Annotated in this window: 14 protein-coding genes; 5 read left to right on the forward strand and 9 right to left on the reverse strand. The window is 62.0% G+C overall.

Features of this window, described 5'->3' with window-relative positions:
* Positions 1–12 precede the first annotated feature (12 nt).
* Together NKH05_RS25825 and NKH05_RS25830 are read left to right on the forward strand one after the other, a co-directional pair.
* Entirely contained in the window at positions 13–384 is a 372-nt protein-coding gene (locus NKH05_RS25825) for a hypothetical protein (protein WP_352483640.1), read from the forward strand.
* Entirely contained in the window at positions 381–1,085 is a 705-nt protein-coding gene (locus tag NKH05_RS25830) for a DUF4760 domain-containing protein (RefSeq protein ID WP_352964123.1), read from the forward strand. Before NKH05_RS25825 ends, NKH05_RS25830 begins: the two co-directional genes overlap by 4 nt.
* Before the next feature lie 151 nt (positions 1,086–1,236).
* Here the strand turns inward: NKH05_RS25830 and NKH05_RS25835 are convergent, their stop codons facing one another.
* Positions 1,237–2,319, reverse strand: coding sequence for a trypsin-like serine peptidase (locus tag NKH05_RS25835; protein ID WP_031194911.1), 1,083 nt, complete (start codon positions 2,317–2,319; stop codon positions 1,237–1,239).
* A gap of 350 nt (positions 2,320–2,669) precedes the next feature.
* Between NKH05_RS25835 and NKH05_RS25840 the strand changes: the two genes are divergently transcribed.
* On the forward strand, positions 2,670–3,803 hold the full coding sequence (locus NKH05_RS25840; RefSeq protein WP_352495500.1) for a S1 family serine peptidase: 1,134 nt from the start codon (positions 2,670–2,672) through the stop codon (positions 3,801–3,803).
* 73 nt (positions 3,804–3,876) lie between these two features.
* Here the strand turns inward: NKH05_RS25840 and NKH05_RS25845 are convergent, their stop codons facing one another.
* Positions 3,877–4,227, reverse strand: a complete 351-nt coding sequence (locus tag NKH05_RS25845) for a hypothetical protein (RefSeq protein WP_353026369.1) — start codon at positions 4,225–4,227, stop codon at positions 3,877–3,879.
* A 191-nt stretch (positions 4,228–4,418) separates the two neighbouring features.
* On the opposite strand from NKH05_RS25845, the gene NKH05_RS25850 reads away from it, so the two are divergent.
* The gene (locus NKH05_RS25850; RefSeq protein WP_352592770.1) at positions 4,419–4,748 is read left to right on the forward strand and encodes a DUF2934 domain-containing protein; all 330 of its coding nucleotides are present in this window, start codon (positions 4,419–4,421) and stop codon (positions 4,746–4,748) included.
* 81 nt (positions 4,749–4,829) lie between these two features.
* On the opposite strand, the gene mgrA is transcribed toward NKH05_RS25850, so the two are convergent.
* The 7 genes from mgrA to NKH05_RS25885 all read right to left on the reverse strand — a co-directional run bounded on the left by mgrA (position 4,830) and on the right by NKH05_RS25885 (position 12,304).
* Positions 4,830–5,876: an L-glyceraldehyde 3-phosphate reductase gene (gene mgrA, locus NKH05_RS25855; RefSeq protein WP_352495501.1), complete on the reverse strand. Its 1,047-nt coding sequence runs from the start codon at positions 5,874–5,876 to the stop codon at positions 4,830–4,832.
* A 129-nt stretch (positions 5,877–6,005) separates the two neighbouring features.
* On the reverse strand, positions 6,006–7,154 hold the full coding sequence (locus NKH05_RS25860) for a Gfo/Idh/MocA family protein (RefSeq protein ID WP_352816858.1): 1,149 nt from the start codon (positions 7,152–7,154) through the stop codon (positions 6,006–6,008).
* A gap of 12 nt (positions 7,155–7,166) precedes the next feature.
* A complete protein-coding gene (locus NKH05_RS25865; RefSeq protein ID WP_023721947.1) occupies positions 7,167–7,913 on the reverse strand; it encodes a sugar phosphate isomerase/epimerase family protein in 747 nt (248 codons plus the stop codon).
* A gap of 87 nt (positions 7,914–8,000) precedes the next feature.
* On the reverse strand, positions 8,001–9,131 hold the full coding sequence (locus NKH05_RS25870) for an ABC transporter ATP-binding protein (protein WP_353026372.1): 1,131 nt from the start codon (positions 9,129–9,131) through the stop codon (positions 8,001–8,003).
* Positions 9,132–9,136: 5 nt separating this feature from the next.
* Entirely contained in the window at positions 9,137–10,072 is a 936-nt protein-coding gene (locus NKH05_RS25875; RefSeq protein ID WP_352483609.1) for a carbohydrate ABC transporter permease, read from the reverse strand.
* The gene (locus tag NKH05_RS25880; protein ID WP_353005913.1) at positions 10,065–10,958 is read right to left on the reverse strand and encodes a carbohydrate ABC transporter permease; all 894 of its coding nucleotides are present in this window, start codon (positions 10,956–10,958) and stop codon (positions 10,065–10,067) included. Before NKH05_RS25880 ends, NKH05_RS25875 begins: the two co-directional genes overlap by 8 nt.
* A 107-nt stretch (positions 10,959–11,065) precedes the next feature.
* On the reverse strand, positions 11,066–12,304 hold the full coding sequence (locus NKH05_RS25885) for an ABC transporter substrate-binding protein (RefSeq protein WP_353026374.1): 1,239 nt from the start codon (positions 12,302–12,304) through the stop codon (positions 11,066–11,068).
* Positions 12,305–12,701: 397 nt separating this feature from the next.
* On the opposite strand from NKH05_RS25885, the gene NKH05_RS25890 reads away from it, so the two are divergent.
* A complete protein-coding gene (locus tag NKH05_RS25890; RefSeq protein ID WP_353026375.1) occupies positions 12,702–13,772 on the forward strand; it encodes a LacI family transcriptional regulator in 1,071 nt (356 codons plus the stop codon).
* Positions 13,773–13,826 lie beyond the last annotated feature (54 nt).

Here is a 13,826-nt window from a genome sequence, read left to right on the forward strand (position 1 = left end):
TTCGTGAACAGGATGGTATTTTCGTGGCGCGCAACAACCGCCGGCCTTGTCGCCGGGCTGTTGCTGGCCGCCAATGCCTCGGCGGACGAGATCTGCGGCCTTTGCGCCAAGGAGGTCGTCATCAACTCCGAACTGGCGAGTTGCTTTCTCGATCAGTACGACCAGATCGCCAAAACCGGCAACACCGCCGTCGTCGTCGATCTCAGCAGCTGCACCTCACGTGGCGTGGTCGAGCCGTTGCCGTCGCCTGGCAAGCCGCAGGTGGAGCCTGACGTGCAGTTCATCGTTTCGCGGGCGCAGCTGGATTGCCTGAAGAAGAAGCTGGAGACGCCGGGCATCGTGCTCGATCCGTCAGCTATCATCGAACTGGACAGCTGCGGATGACGAAAGCAGGGAGCGACGCAACGCAGCAGGCAGGGGCGGCGCCGGTACCGCAAAAGAAGCCGGCGTCACTGCCGGAAACCGTCGAAGGCCTGCCTTGGGTGAGCAATCACGAGGTCAAGAAGGAGGCGAACCCGTTCACCGATCGCGACTGGCGCATGCTTGTCTATGCCTGGTCCGGATTGCTGGTACGGCTGGCGATCATCTTCACCTTGATCTTTTCGGTCTACCAGTTCCTGGCAAACCAGGAGCAGAAGCGTGTCGAACAGACGATGTCGCTGGTCGAGCTCTGGGAAAGCAAGGATTACCAGCAGGCGCAACGGGCCCTCAAGCAACGCCTGGCGACGCTCAATGCCAAATACGGCAATCTGCTCAGCGCCAATCCCACGCCGACCGAGGAACAGGTCTATCGGCAACGCATCGGCATCGAGGCGATGAGCGCAACCGGCGGCGACATGCCGCTTGCCGAGTTCAGCGACAATTTCGACCGCATCGTCTATTTCCTCAACCGTCTTTCCTTCTGCGTCGAAGGCAGGCTTTGCTCGCGTCAGGTCGCCGACTCGTATTTCCGCGACTATGCCGCCTCGTTCTGGAGCTATTTTGCCGACTATATCGACAAGGAGCGCAAGGCCGGTTCGCCGACCTTCGCCCTGCCAATCGAGAACTATGTCCGCCAGGCGCCACCCCCGGCCCAATCCAGATAATCCCCGAAAATGCGAAAGCCGGCGACGGAAATGCTCCGCCGCCGGCTTTGATTGGAGCATTTTGCAGCCAAGTGTGATCATATTTGGCGTCGCAGAAATGCCGCTAAAATAGATAACCCGCCCCGATGATCGCGGCGCGCACTCTGCAGGCCTATTTGTACAGGCTGTTGATCCACTGGACGTTGATGGCGTTCAGGCGCACGGCGGTATTGGCATCCGGGCTCTCGGCCACGTTCACGCCGGTGATGACGCGCTGCTTGGAGCCATTGTCATAGGCATAGACCGAGCTGCCGCTCGAACCTGGATACGTGTCGCAGTCGTACTGGAAATACTCGGTGGCGATGTTTTCGGCGTGCACTTCGCAGGTCGCCTTCCACATCGTGCCCATCGGCTTGTCGCCGGGATAGCCGATGATGTTGGCGGTGAAATCGCCGAGATCCACATAGTTGGCATAGCCCAGCCAGCCGAGATTGGTGCCGACATCCTGCTTGAGAGTGACGATGCCGAGATCCCACGGCACGACAGAGCCGTAAAAGCCTTGGTAATTGTCGATGAAGCCCTGGACGATATAGGCGCTTTCATAGGTGAAGGCGCCGAACGGAGCGTCGTCGGCGGTCTTGCCATTGAGAGCCGGCACGAACAGGATATCGTCGAGCCAGGCCTTGTCCTCGTGGCTGTAGAGGCAGTGCGCCGCGGTGAGCACCGTGCGCGGGCCGATCAGTGTCGCCGAGCAGCTGCCATAGCTGCCGCTCTTCGATTTGCCTTCGAGATAGCCGATCGCGGTGAACGGGTAGGTTTTGGTATTCTTGATCTGCTCGCGGTCGTCCGTCCCGAACACCTGGCGGCCGGCCTCTTCGCCTCCGCTTAGTCCGGAATTATCGGACTTCTGCCCGTCGGCGGGCGCGTTCATTTCCTTGATGACAAGGTCCTTCAGCGTCTCGTTCGGGTCGATCTTGATGTCCTTGCCATCGGCGGAGCGGCCGACGATGCCATAAGATTTGACTGCCGTTGCTTCGTCGGCGAGCGGCGCGGCGCGGTTGGCCTCGTCGTCGGTCAGTTTCGGCGGGGCGATCGGTTTCGCCCGGCCGGGCTTGTAATCGCCCGATGTCACGTCCCGCATGCTTTCGCCGTTGCCAGCATTGGCGGAGCCTGGATCGGCAGCCAAGGCAGGAACCGCCCACATTGCGGTGGAAAGCAACGCGGACGCAATAATGCTATGTGTCAGTTTTGTCATGGTGAGACTCTCCCAAAAGTCAGCAAGGACTGGATCAAGATAGAGAAATATTGTCGAGATCGTGGTGGTGACGAAAAATGAAATTGGTTGCCGGCGCCTTTACCGGGCCATTATTCAGTGCAGCCAGTTTAGGTCCCCGCCAAAAATGCCCGCAACGGTATACTGCCTAAATTAATCCAACATTGGCAATGACAAATTGCTTTCACATAGCCCGTGGGGGGCTATAGGATTTGGGCGGGCTTGGTTCGACAGCACGATTAGCAAAAGTGGTGCTCGGTTTTGTGACGGATCGCGCTCCGCCTTGGAGCATGATCTCACCGGCCGGTTCCATTTCAGTGGATCATGCGTCCGTGGCTGACCTGTCGGAATATTGTCTCAGGGGGTTCGAGGTGAAGATCATCCATAGGTTCAGACCGATTGCCGCCGCCGCGCTGCTCGGCATCGCGGCGGCCTTGCCGGTCGTTGATTCCGTTCATGCCACGGACGCGGCCGCCCGGCCGGAGGCGGCGATCTCGCCGATGAAACGCGTGGCCGAGGCCAGGGCAAAGGCCAGGGCGGAGAACCCCGACGGCGCCGATCGCGTCTACGGCGGCAAGCAGGCCGAGACGGGCGCCTACCCGTTCCAGGTGGCATTGCTGACCACGGGCAAGCTGGACAAAAGCCCGGCCTCGCAGGCGAATGCGCAGTTCTGCGGCGGCAGCCTGATCGCGCCGCAATGGGTGCTGACCGCGGCGCACTGCCTCAATGACGACGGCGAGCCGATTTCGCCTGATGTGGTCACCGTGCTCACGGGCGCCACCGATCTCAGCGAGGGCAAGCGCTACAAGGCGGTGGAGATCATCGTCAACGAGGGCTACAGCGAGCAGACGCTGGACAACGATCTCGGCCTGATCCGGCTGGCCGAGCCGGCCGATGCCCCGACCATCAAAATTGCCAGTGAGCCGACCCCCGACGCCGGCAAGACGACAGTCACCGGCTGGGGCAAGATGCAGGACGGAACATTTCCCACCGCGCTGATGGTCGCCGACCTGGACCTCCAGCCGAACGCAACCTGCAACAGCGGCATCAAGGCGATTTATGCGCATGATTTGAAAGCAGCGCTCGGCGAGCTCGCCCGCCGCATGCGTTATTCGGAAAGGGGCATCGAGGCGGCCGCCAACGCGATTGCTGCCGACATGGCGGATCCGCTGACCGGCAACATGATCTGCGCCGGAACGGCCAGCGGCGAGCGCGACGCCTGCAATGGCGACAGCGGCGGACCGCTGTTCATGACCGGCGCCGATGGTCCGGTGCAGGTCGGCGTCGTCAGCTGGGGCGAAGGTCCGGCCGACGGCGGCACCGCCTGCGGCCACAAGAACGCCTACGGCATCTACACGCGGCTGGCCAATTACACCGGCTGGATCGAGGAGAAGATGAAAACGGCAGCGCCCGTGCCCGCAGCACCCAAAGCCCTCGGCACGGCGCAGAAGCCGGCGACGCCCTGACCGGCGTCACTTGCTGAACCAATGAACAGCGGGAGCAATCCCGCTGTTTCTGTCCCAAAACCTGGGGTCGGGACTAGAACCAGCGATCGCGGCGCTGGTCTGTGGCGGCCAAGGCGAGGCCCAGTAGCGCCCCTACTGCCGCTCCGAGTATGAATGCGGACGATACTGTGCCAGGATTCTCCTGGACGACCCCGGAAACCGTTTGCGCCCTGTTGCGCAGGGCTTGCGCCGTCCGGGACGCGCGGTCAGCAGCGCTGTCATACCAGTCGCCGGCCTCTTCGATCGCCTCTTCCGCGCGTTCGGCCAAGGTCCGATTGATCTTGTTGATCTCACGCCTCAGCTGCGCGACCTGCTTCTCCAGGGCTTCCTGAGCTTCACGTTGAGTCATCTTCGGTGCTGCGGATTCGTTCGGGTCGTCGGCCATAGTAATCTCCTTTGCGGAAGGCTCGGCTCAACGGTCGGCCCACTGTACAGGTTCCTCGGCAAAACGATTCTGTCCGGTGTTTGTTCTGTGAGAACCCGGGATTTGTCCGGCATGTGTGCGAAATCGGCTTGAACATCGGATCGTTCCGGCGCTCCCCGCGTTGGTGAAAACGCCACAAGGGAGGAGCCGTCATGGACAACGATCGGCATGAAAAGATTCGGCAACGAGCCTATGAAATCTGGATGCGCGAGGGCCGCCCGGATGGCGCGCATGAGCGTCATTGGCAGCAGGCGAAGCAAGAGCTTGGCTACGATGAGACGATGACCGGCCAGGCTGATGATGACGCGGCCGAGCACGGTCCGGCTGGAACGATCGCCAGTTCCGACGTTCTGACGGTCGAGGCACTGGCGATGCGCACCGGGATAACCGGTGATCAGGCGCAAGAGTTGATCGACAGGCTCGGCAACGACAGAGCCGCACTCGAAGAAGCCGCGCGGAACCTCAAGGCAGCCGAAAGTTAGCCGCTGGCCACCGTGTCGAAGACAGCTATCAGTTTGCGCTGCCGCGTCTTTCGATGAAAACGGACCGCGGACCGTCTCCGCCTACTTCCTTGGCGGCCCCTTGCGCTCGGCCGACGTCGCCCAGAGATTGATGTCCGACTCGCGTGCAAAGGTGTCGATCTCGGCGAGCTCGGCATCGCTGAAGTCGAGCGTCTCGAGCGCGCCGACGCAATCCACGACCTGTTCCGGCCGGCTGGCGCCGATCAGCGCCGACGTCACCCTGCCCCGGCGCAACACCCAGGCCAGCGCCATCTGCGCCAGCGTCTGGCCGCGGCGACGGGCGATGACGTTCAGCGCCTCGATATTTGCGATCGATTTGTCGTTGATGAATGCCGGGCGCAGCGACTTGCCCTGGCTGGCGCGGCTGCCATCGGGGATGCCGCCGAGATATTTGTCGGTCAGCATGCCTTGTGCCAGCGGCGAGAACACGATGGAACCGACGCCAAGCCCCTCGAGTGTATCGAGCAGGCCGTCGTCCTCGACCCAGCGGTTAAGCATCGAATAGCTCGGCTGATGGATCACGCAAGGCGTGCCGAGCTGCTTCAAAATGTCGGCGGCTTCGCGGGTGCGCTGTGAATTATAGGAGGAAATGCCGGCATAGAGCGCCTTGCCCGAGCGCACCGCGTGATCGAGCGCGCCCATCGTCTCTTCCAGAGGGGTGTCGGGGTCGAAGCGATGGGAATAGAAGATGTCGACATAATCGAGCCCCATCCGCTTCAGGCTCTGGTCGAGGCTGGCCAGCACATATTTGCGGCCGCCCCATTCGCCGTAAGGTCCTGCCCACATTTCGTAGCCGGCCTTGGTCGAGATGATCAGCTCGTCGCGATAACCGGCAAAGTCCGTCCGCAGGATCTCGCCAAAGGCCCGCTCCGCCGAGCCGGGCGGCGGGCCGTAATTGTTGGCGAGATCGAAATGCGTGATGCCGAGATCGAAGGCCTTGCGCGTGATTGCCTGCTTGGTTCTATGCGGCGTGTCATCGCCGAAATTGTGCCACAGCCCGAGCGAGATCGCCGGCAGCTTCAGGCCGGACCGCCCGCAGCGATTGTAGACCATCTTTTCGTAGCGGTTCTCGGCGGGAACATAGGGCATGGGAAATCCTCATATCGAAACGAGCCCGACGGCTGTCGCCGCGACGCACGGCAGCCGAGCCTTCCGCACCTTTAGCCTCTCCCCGCGCAAACGGGGAGAGGCTTTTACGGTGCTTGGGAGGTGCGCCGCCTACTTCGTTTTCTTCTTCGCCAGCAGCTCCTTCGCTGCCTTGACGCCGAGTGCCGCGGGCCGCTCGCAGCTGGTCTGCATGGCGACGAACTTTCCGGTCTCGCCAGAACGCAACAGGCCGGTCATGACATCGACGGCATGCAGCGCCAGTTCCATCGAGCAGCGGTGCGGCCGGCCTTCGGTAATCGCGATCGCCATGTCGGCAAGGCCGGCGGTGCGGTAGTTGGCCATCATGCCATGCGAATGCATCTCGTTGGGCACGCCGAACGGATGCCGCCATTTCGGCAGCTTCTTCACCGGCTTGGCGGCCTCGGTGTAGCGCACCTCGCCGCCGAAGAAATTCGGATCCGGCACGAACACCGTGCCTGCCTCGCCATAGAGCTCCATCGGCGCGTGGCCATGGCTCCAGACATCCCAGCTGGTGTTGAGCGTCACCACGGCGCCGTTCTCGAATTCCAGCACGCCATGGATCGTCGTCGGCGTGGAGACCGGGATCTTTTCGCCGGCGCGCGGCTTCGAGCTGATGATGCGTTCCGTCATCGGGATCGAAGCAAAAGCCGCGACCTGCTTCACCGGCCCGATCAGCTGGATCAGGTTGGTGATGTAATACGGTCCGATATCGAGCACCGGCCCGGCGCCCGGCTGGAAGAAGAAGTCCGGATTGGGGTGCCAATGTTCCATCCCATGGCTCATCACATGACAGGTGCCGCTGGTGATCCTGCCGAGCCTGCCGGTGTCGATCAGGTCGCGGACAAGCTGGTGCGCGCCGCCGAGGAAGGTGTCGGGCGCCGAACCGATGCGCAGCCCCTTGCTTTCGGCCCGTTTCTTCAGGTCGAGCCCTTCCTTGACCGAGAGCACGAAGGGCTTCTCCGAATAAACATGCTTGCCGGCGTCGAGAATCTGCTTCGACACCTCGTAATGCACCGCCGGAATGGTCAGGTTGACGATGATGTCGATATCGTCGGCCTTGAGTAGCCCCTCGACGGTCTCGGCGCGCAGCTTGAACTCTTTTGCCCGCGCTTTCGCCGCTTCCATGTTGATGTCGGCGCAGGCGCGCATCTCGATGCCACGGAACAGCGGCGCCAGCGAGAAATACGCCTTCGAGATGTTGCCGCAGCCGATGACGCCGATGCCAAGTTTTGTTGCCATGCTGGTGTGCTCCTAATAGGTCTTGGCGGCTGCGATCGAGCGGCGGGCGAAGCGCGCGATATCGTTGGGATTGTCCTGTTCCATGACGTAGTATTTTGCGGCGCTTTTGGCGCGCAGCGCCTTGATCAGGCCGGGCCAGTCGATGGTGCCGTGGCCGACATCCGACCAGCCGTCCTCGTCGAGTCCCTCGCCCGCCTTGGCCATGTCCTTGACGTGGACGGCGACGATGCGCTTGCCGTGCTTCTCGATCCAGGGCAGCGGATCGACGCCGCCGCGCACCACCCAGGCGACGTCCATCTCCCAGCCGATGTCAGGCGCCGAGGACAGAATATGGTCCTGCGGCACCGAGCCGTCGGCAAGCGCCTTGAACTCGAAATCATGGTTGTGCCAGGCAAAGCCATAGCCGGCTTTCCTGGCCGTCTCGCCGACCTTGGCCAGGCGTTCGCCGAAGCCGCGCCAGCCGGCTGTGTCGGCCGGCCTGAACTCGGCGTTCAGGAACGGGCAGATGAGCAGCGTGATGCCGAGCGCGTCGGCCGTCCTGCGCACGCCATCGAAATCCTTCTCGAGCGCGTCGATCGAGAAATGCCCGGTCGGCATGGCAAGCCCGTTCTTGTCGAGTTCCGCACGGAATGCCTTGGGATCGTCATAGACACCACCGAACCCTTCGACTTGGCTGTAACCAAGCTCGCCCAGCATCTTGAGCACGCCCTCCCAGGGCTGGAAATTGCGGGCACTGTAAAGTTGGAATGACCAGTTCATCGTCTCTGTCCGTTTTCTTGTGGATGGTTAGTCTTGAGGGGATGAGTCTTGGGGGGAATGGAAGAGTCTTGGGTGGCTAGATCTGCTCTAGAGGCGGTTACCTGTGGCGGCGTCGAACAGCGAGGCGCGCATCGGATCAAAACCGATGCCGACCGCCTCGGCGTTGTTTGGCGTGCGCTCGGCTGTCACCCGTACCGTGAAATTCTGGCCGCCGAGCTTCAGCCAGACCAGCGTGTCGGAACCCATGGGCTCGACGACCTCGACACTTGCCGTGGCTGCGAATGGCCATCCCGTGCCGCTGTTGAACGCGACGTGCTCGGGGCGGATGCCGAACACGGCCGGCCCCGCCACCGGGTCCTTCTCGAAAGCATAGGTGGCAAGCGGAATCCGTACATCCTCGGCGACGAAGTGCCAGTCGCCGTCCGCCTGCTCCAGCCTGCCGTCGAGGAAGTTCATCGCCGGCGAGCCGAGGAAGCCGGCGACAAACCGGTTGACCGGCCGGTTATAGATGGTCTGCGGTGCATCGAGCTGCTGGATGACGCCGCCCTTCATCACCGCGATGCGGTCGGCCAGCGTCATCGCCTCGATCTGGTCGTGGGTGACGTAGATCATGGTGTTCTCGAGCTTGCGATGCAGCAGCTTTATCTCGACGCGCAATTCCGCGCGCAGCTTGGCGTCGAGGTTGGAGAGCGGCTCGTCGAACAGAAAGACATCGACGTCACGCACAAGTGCGCGCCCGATCGCCACGCGCTGGCGCTGGCCACCGGACAGAGCCGCCGGCTTGCGATGCAAAAGCGGCTCGATCTGCAGGATCTCGGCGGCCCGGGCGATGCGCTTGGCGATCTCGTCCTTGGCGAGGCCGGCAACGCGCAGCCCAAACGACAGGTTCTTCTCCACCGTCATCTGCGGATAGAGCGCGTAGGACTGGAACACCATGCCGATGCCGCGATCCTTGGGCTCTTCCCAGGTGACGTTCTTGCCCTTGATGAAGATGCGGCCTTCGGAAACGTCCAGCAGCCCGGCAATGCAGTTGAGCAGGGTCGACTTGCCGCAGCCGGACGGGCCGAGCAGCACGATGAACTCGCCTTCTGCGACATCGAGGTTGAGCGTCTGCAGCACCGATATCGCGCCGAAATTCAGCGACAGGTTCTGGATCGAGACGCTGGTGCCGTTTGCCCCGCTGCTGCCGTTTACCTCAACACTGCCGGTTGCGTTCATCGCCATCATCCTTTCACCGCGCCGGCGGCGATGCCGCGCACAAACAATTTTCCGGACAGGAAATAGACGATCAGCGGCACCAGGCCGGTCAGGATGGTGGCTGCCATGTTGACGTTGTATTCCTTCACGCCTTGCACCGAGTTGACGATGTTGTTGAGCTGCACCGTCATCGGATAGGTGTCGGGGCGGGTGTAGACGACGCCGAACAGGAAGTCGTTCCAGATGCCGGTCACCTGCAGGATGATGGCGACGACGAAGATCGGCAGCGACATCGGCAGCATGATGCGGAAATAGATGCCCCAGAAGCCGGCGCCGTCGACACGCGCTGCCCGGAACAGCTCCTCCGGCATGGAGGTAAAGTAGTTGCGGAACAAAAGCGTGAGGATCGGCATGCCGAAGATGGAATGGACGATCACCAGGCCGCTGAGGCTGCCGTAGAGGCCGACCTCGCGCAGGATAATGACGATCGGATAGATCATCACCTGATACGGGATGAAGGCGCCAACGATCAGGATGATGAAGAAAGTGTCGGCCCCTTTGAAGCGCCAGTTGGCCAGCGCATAGCCGTTCACCGAGGCGAGCGCGATCGACAGGATCACCGACGGGATGGTGATGCGCACCGAATTCCAGAAGCCACGCGACAGCCCGTCGCAGTTGAGCCCGGTGCAGGCGCTCGACCAGGCCTTGACCCAGGGCTCGAAGGTGATCTCCATCGGCGGCGAGAAGATGTTGCCAAGGCGTATCTCAGGCATGCCTTTAAGCGATGTCACCACCATGACGTAGAGCGGCAAAAGATAGTAGAGCGCCACCACGATCAGCGTGCCGTAGAGGAAGATGTTGCGGCGCGAGAACGTGTGGCGCGGCTTCGGTCCGCTCGGCCCGTAGGCTTCGAGCCCGCCGGCGCCGCCAATGGCAGGCAATGAGACGGCATGGTCAGACACGCTTCTTGCCTCCGAACTCGAGATAGGCCCACGGCACGATGACGATGATCACCGACAGCAGCATCATCGTCGAAGCGGCGAACCCTTGGCCGAGGTTCTGGGCGAAGAACATGTAATCATAGACATATTTGGCCGGGACTTCGGAGGCGATACCGGGCCCGCCGCTGGTCTGGGCGACGACAAGGTCGTAGACGCGAACAATGTTGGAGGCGACGATGACCAGCGTGGTGATGAAGACCGGCCGCATCATCGGTATGATGATGAACAGATAGGTCTTCCAGGTCGGTATCCCGTCGACCCGCGCGGCCTTCCAGATATCCTCGTCGATGCCGCGCAGGCCGGCCAGCATCAGGCACATTATCAGCCCGGTGCCTTGCCAGAGAGCGGCGATCAATATGCCGTAGATGACGATGCTGGAATCATAGAGCGGATTGAAGCTGAAGCTCGTCCAGCCGAGGCTGCGCACCACTGCCTGGACACCGAACTCGGGGTTGAGCAGCCATTGCCAGACGAGACCGGTGACGATGAAGGACAGGGCGAAGGGATAGAGGAAAATGGTCCGGAATGTGTCCTCGAACCGGATCTTCTGGTCGAGCAGGGCAGCAAGCAGGAAACCGATTACCAGCGAGAACACCAGCGACAGCACGCCGTAGATCAGCAGGTTCTCGATCGAGATCAGCCAGCGCGGCGTCGCCCACAGCCGGTAATACTGGTCGAGACCGACGAAGTGCAGCCGCGGCAGCAACTTGGAATTGGTGAAGGAATACAGCACCGTCCAGACGGTGCCGCCGACGAAGATCACCAGCGCGGTGAAGATCATTGGGATCGAGGCGATTTTCGCATTGAGGTTGCGAAAGAGTTGGCTGGGGCGTTCGCTCTTGCTCATCTGCACAGCCGCGCTGGATCGGGTAAGGGCGGGAGGGTCAAGAGGTCTTGACCCGAGCTCCCGACCCTGCGCTCGCAGGGGCGGGAGTGAGGCGCTTGATCGATCGCTCAATCGGCCGAACCGACGATGGCGGCGAAGCGCTTCTGCGCATCTTCCACGGTCATGTCCTGCTTGGCGAAGAACTCGGAGAACAGATCCTCCTTTTGCTTCTGCGTATCCTGCGAAAGCAACTGGTCCGTCCAAGGCATGACATTGCCCTTGGCGAGGATTTCGAGGCCCTTCTTCATGCAGTCGTTCGCCGCCTTGAGGTCGACGTCGCCGCGCACCGGCAGCGAACCCTTCTTGAGATTGAAGGCGACCTGCGTCTTGGGATCAAGCAGTGTGTGGGCCAGCACTTCCTGCGCCTTCGATTTTTCGGGATCCTTCAGCAGCGGGAAGTAGAAAGCGTCGCCGCCGGTGGCGATCATCTCGTTGAGACCGAGGCCCGGAAGGCAAGTATAGTCCTTGCCGGCGACCTGGCCGGCAACCTGGAACTCGCCCTGCGCCCAGTCACCCATGATCTGGCCGCCGGCCTTGCCGGTGATGACCAGATTGGTGGCCTGGTTCCAGTCCTGCACATTGGTGTTCTTCGCCATCTTGCGGGCGTCGTCCGCGGCCTTGAAGACCTTGGCGACTTCGGGCCCGGCGGCGAATTCCGCGTCCTTGTCCTTGTAGACCTTGAGGAAGGCATCGGTGCCGCCGACCGCCGCAAGCAGCACGTCGAAAGCGCCGGAGGCTTGCCAGGGCTGGCCGCCGACCGCGAGCGGCTGGATGCCTGCTTTTTCAAGCGCGGGCGCCGCGGCGACATATTCATTCCAGTTCTTCGGCACCGGCACGCCGGCCTTTTCGAAGGCGGCGTTCGACAGCCACAACCACTGCCAGGAGTGGATATTGACCGGCACGCAATAGATTTTGCCGTCGAGGGTACAGCCATCGAGCAGGCTCTTGGGCTGCACGATTTCCGTCCACTTTTCCTTGGTGGCGAGATCGGTGAGGTCGCGCATCAGCCCGGCCTGCACCAATTCTTCCGCCTGCCGGCCATGATTGAACTGGGTCGCGCCCATCGGGTCGCCGCCGGTGATGCGGCTGATCATGATCGGCCGCGCCGTGCCGCCGGAGCCGGCGATAGCGCCGTCTACCCAATGATTGCCGGTTGCGTCGAAAGCCTTGGCGAGTTCGGCGACCGCTGCCGCCTCGCCGCCGGAGGTCCACCAATGGGTGACTTCCAGATCCGTCGCGGCCGCCGGGCCGGCGAATTGCAGCGCGGTCGTCAATGCCAGCGCAGCAGTCATGAGTTGGTATCGCATTTCGTTCCTCCCAGAATCTGAAACGTTACAGATTTTGGATACGGCAATTGCTTCGGACGCGCAACCCCTCAGGCAAATCCGGCATCAAATTTTTTCGAAGCGCGAATAAAATCACCTGGCCTGTCGAGCTACCGCACCGCAACAAGCAAGGTTGCGCTGCAAAAAAATCGATGCTGCGACGCCAGAAACCCGGAAAAGCCCGTTTCAATCGTTCTTTTTTGCGCCGACCGGAGTACCGCTCGTTTTGCGCCTATCACCAGTGATATCGCGACGGCAGTGACAATCTGTAACGTTTCAGTATATAGCGGTCTCATTCGGTGAAGGCCCGCGGCGTACCCGCGGCCCGCCGATTGCCGGCCTGCCCGGCAACTGCTATGCGCCTGACGGGGCGGGACGAATGAACAGGCATCAAAAAGAGAAGGCCGACGAAGCGTCGGGGCAGGGCCGGCCGACACTGAAGACGCTCGCCTTCATGACCGGGCTGGGCGTCACCACCGTGTCGCGCGCGCTGAAGGACGCGCCCGAGATCGGCGCCGAGACCAGGCGTCGCGTCCAGCTTGTCGCCAAACAAATCGGCTATCGGCCCAACCGTGCCGGCGTCCGCCTGCGCACCGGCAAGACCAATGTCATCAGCCTGGTGCTCAACACCGAGCACGAGATCATGAGCTTTGTCTCGGACATCATCTACGGTGTTTCGGAAGTCATTGCCGATACGCCCTATCACTTGATCGTGACGCCCTATTCACGCTCGCAGGATCCGCTCGACCCGATCCGTTACCTCGTGGAAACCGGTTCAGCCGACGGCGTCATCATTTCGCGCACGCAGCCGAACGATCCGAGGGCCCGTTATATGCTGGAGCGCGGCATCCCCTTTGCCACGCATGGCCGCACCGACATGGGGCTGATCCATCCCTATCATGATTTCGACAATTACGCTTTCGCAGCCGAGGCGGTGCGCCATCTGGCCGGCCTCGGCCGCCGCCGGCTGGCTCTCTTGGCGCCGCCGGTCGAGCTGACCTATCACGGCCACACGCTCGCCGGCTTTGCCGATGCGCTGAGCGAGGTCGGCGCCAGCGAGATTCCGTTCAACACCGTTTCGATCGATCATTCGATCGAGCAGATCAGAATGCGGACGGCGCAGCTGATGCGCCGCGAAAGCCGCCCGGACGGTTTCATCAGCAGCGCCGCCGCCGCGACGCTCGCCATCGTCGCCGGCATCGAAGACGCCGGCCTCAAGCTTGGCCGCGATGTCGATGTGGTGTCCAAACAATCGTCGGAGCTTCTGCACCTGTTTCGCAGCGAATTGCTGGTCGTCAACGAGAACTTCCGGCTGGCCGGCGCCGAACTCGCCCGCTCGGTGCTGGGCTGGATCGGCGGCGCCGCACCTGGCTCCCTGCAGAGCCTGAGCAAGCCGGGCGAAGTGCAGGCTTATCGCCCTCCCGACCAGAGCGGGATACGTTCAAATTGAACTCCCGCTCCATCTATTTGTCATAGCCGCATTTCTGCGGCGCCAAGTGATTCC

Origin of the sequence: Mesorhizobium sp. M1399 (assembly GCF_040317735.1) — a bacterium.
Lineage (GTDB): Bacteria > Pseudomonadota > Alphaproteobacteria > Rhizobiales > Rhizobiaceae > Mesorhizobium.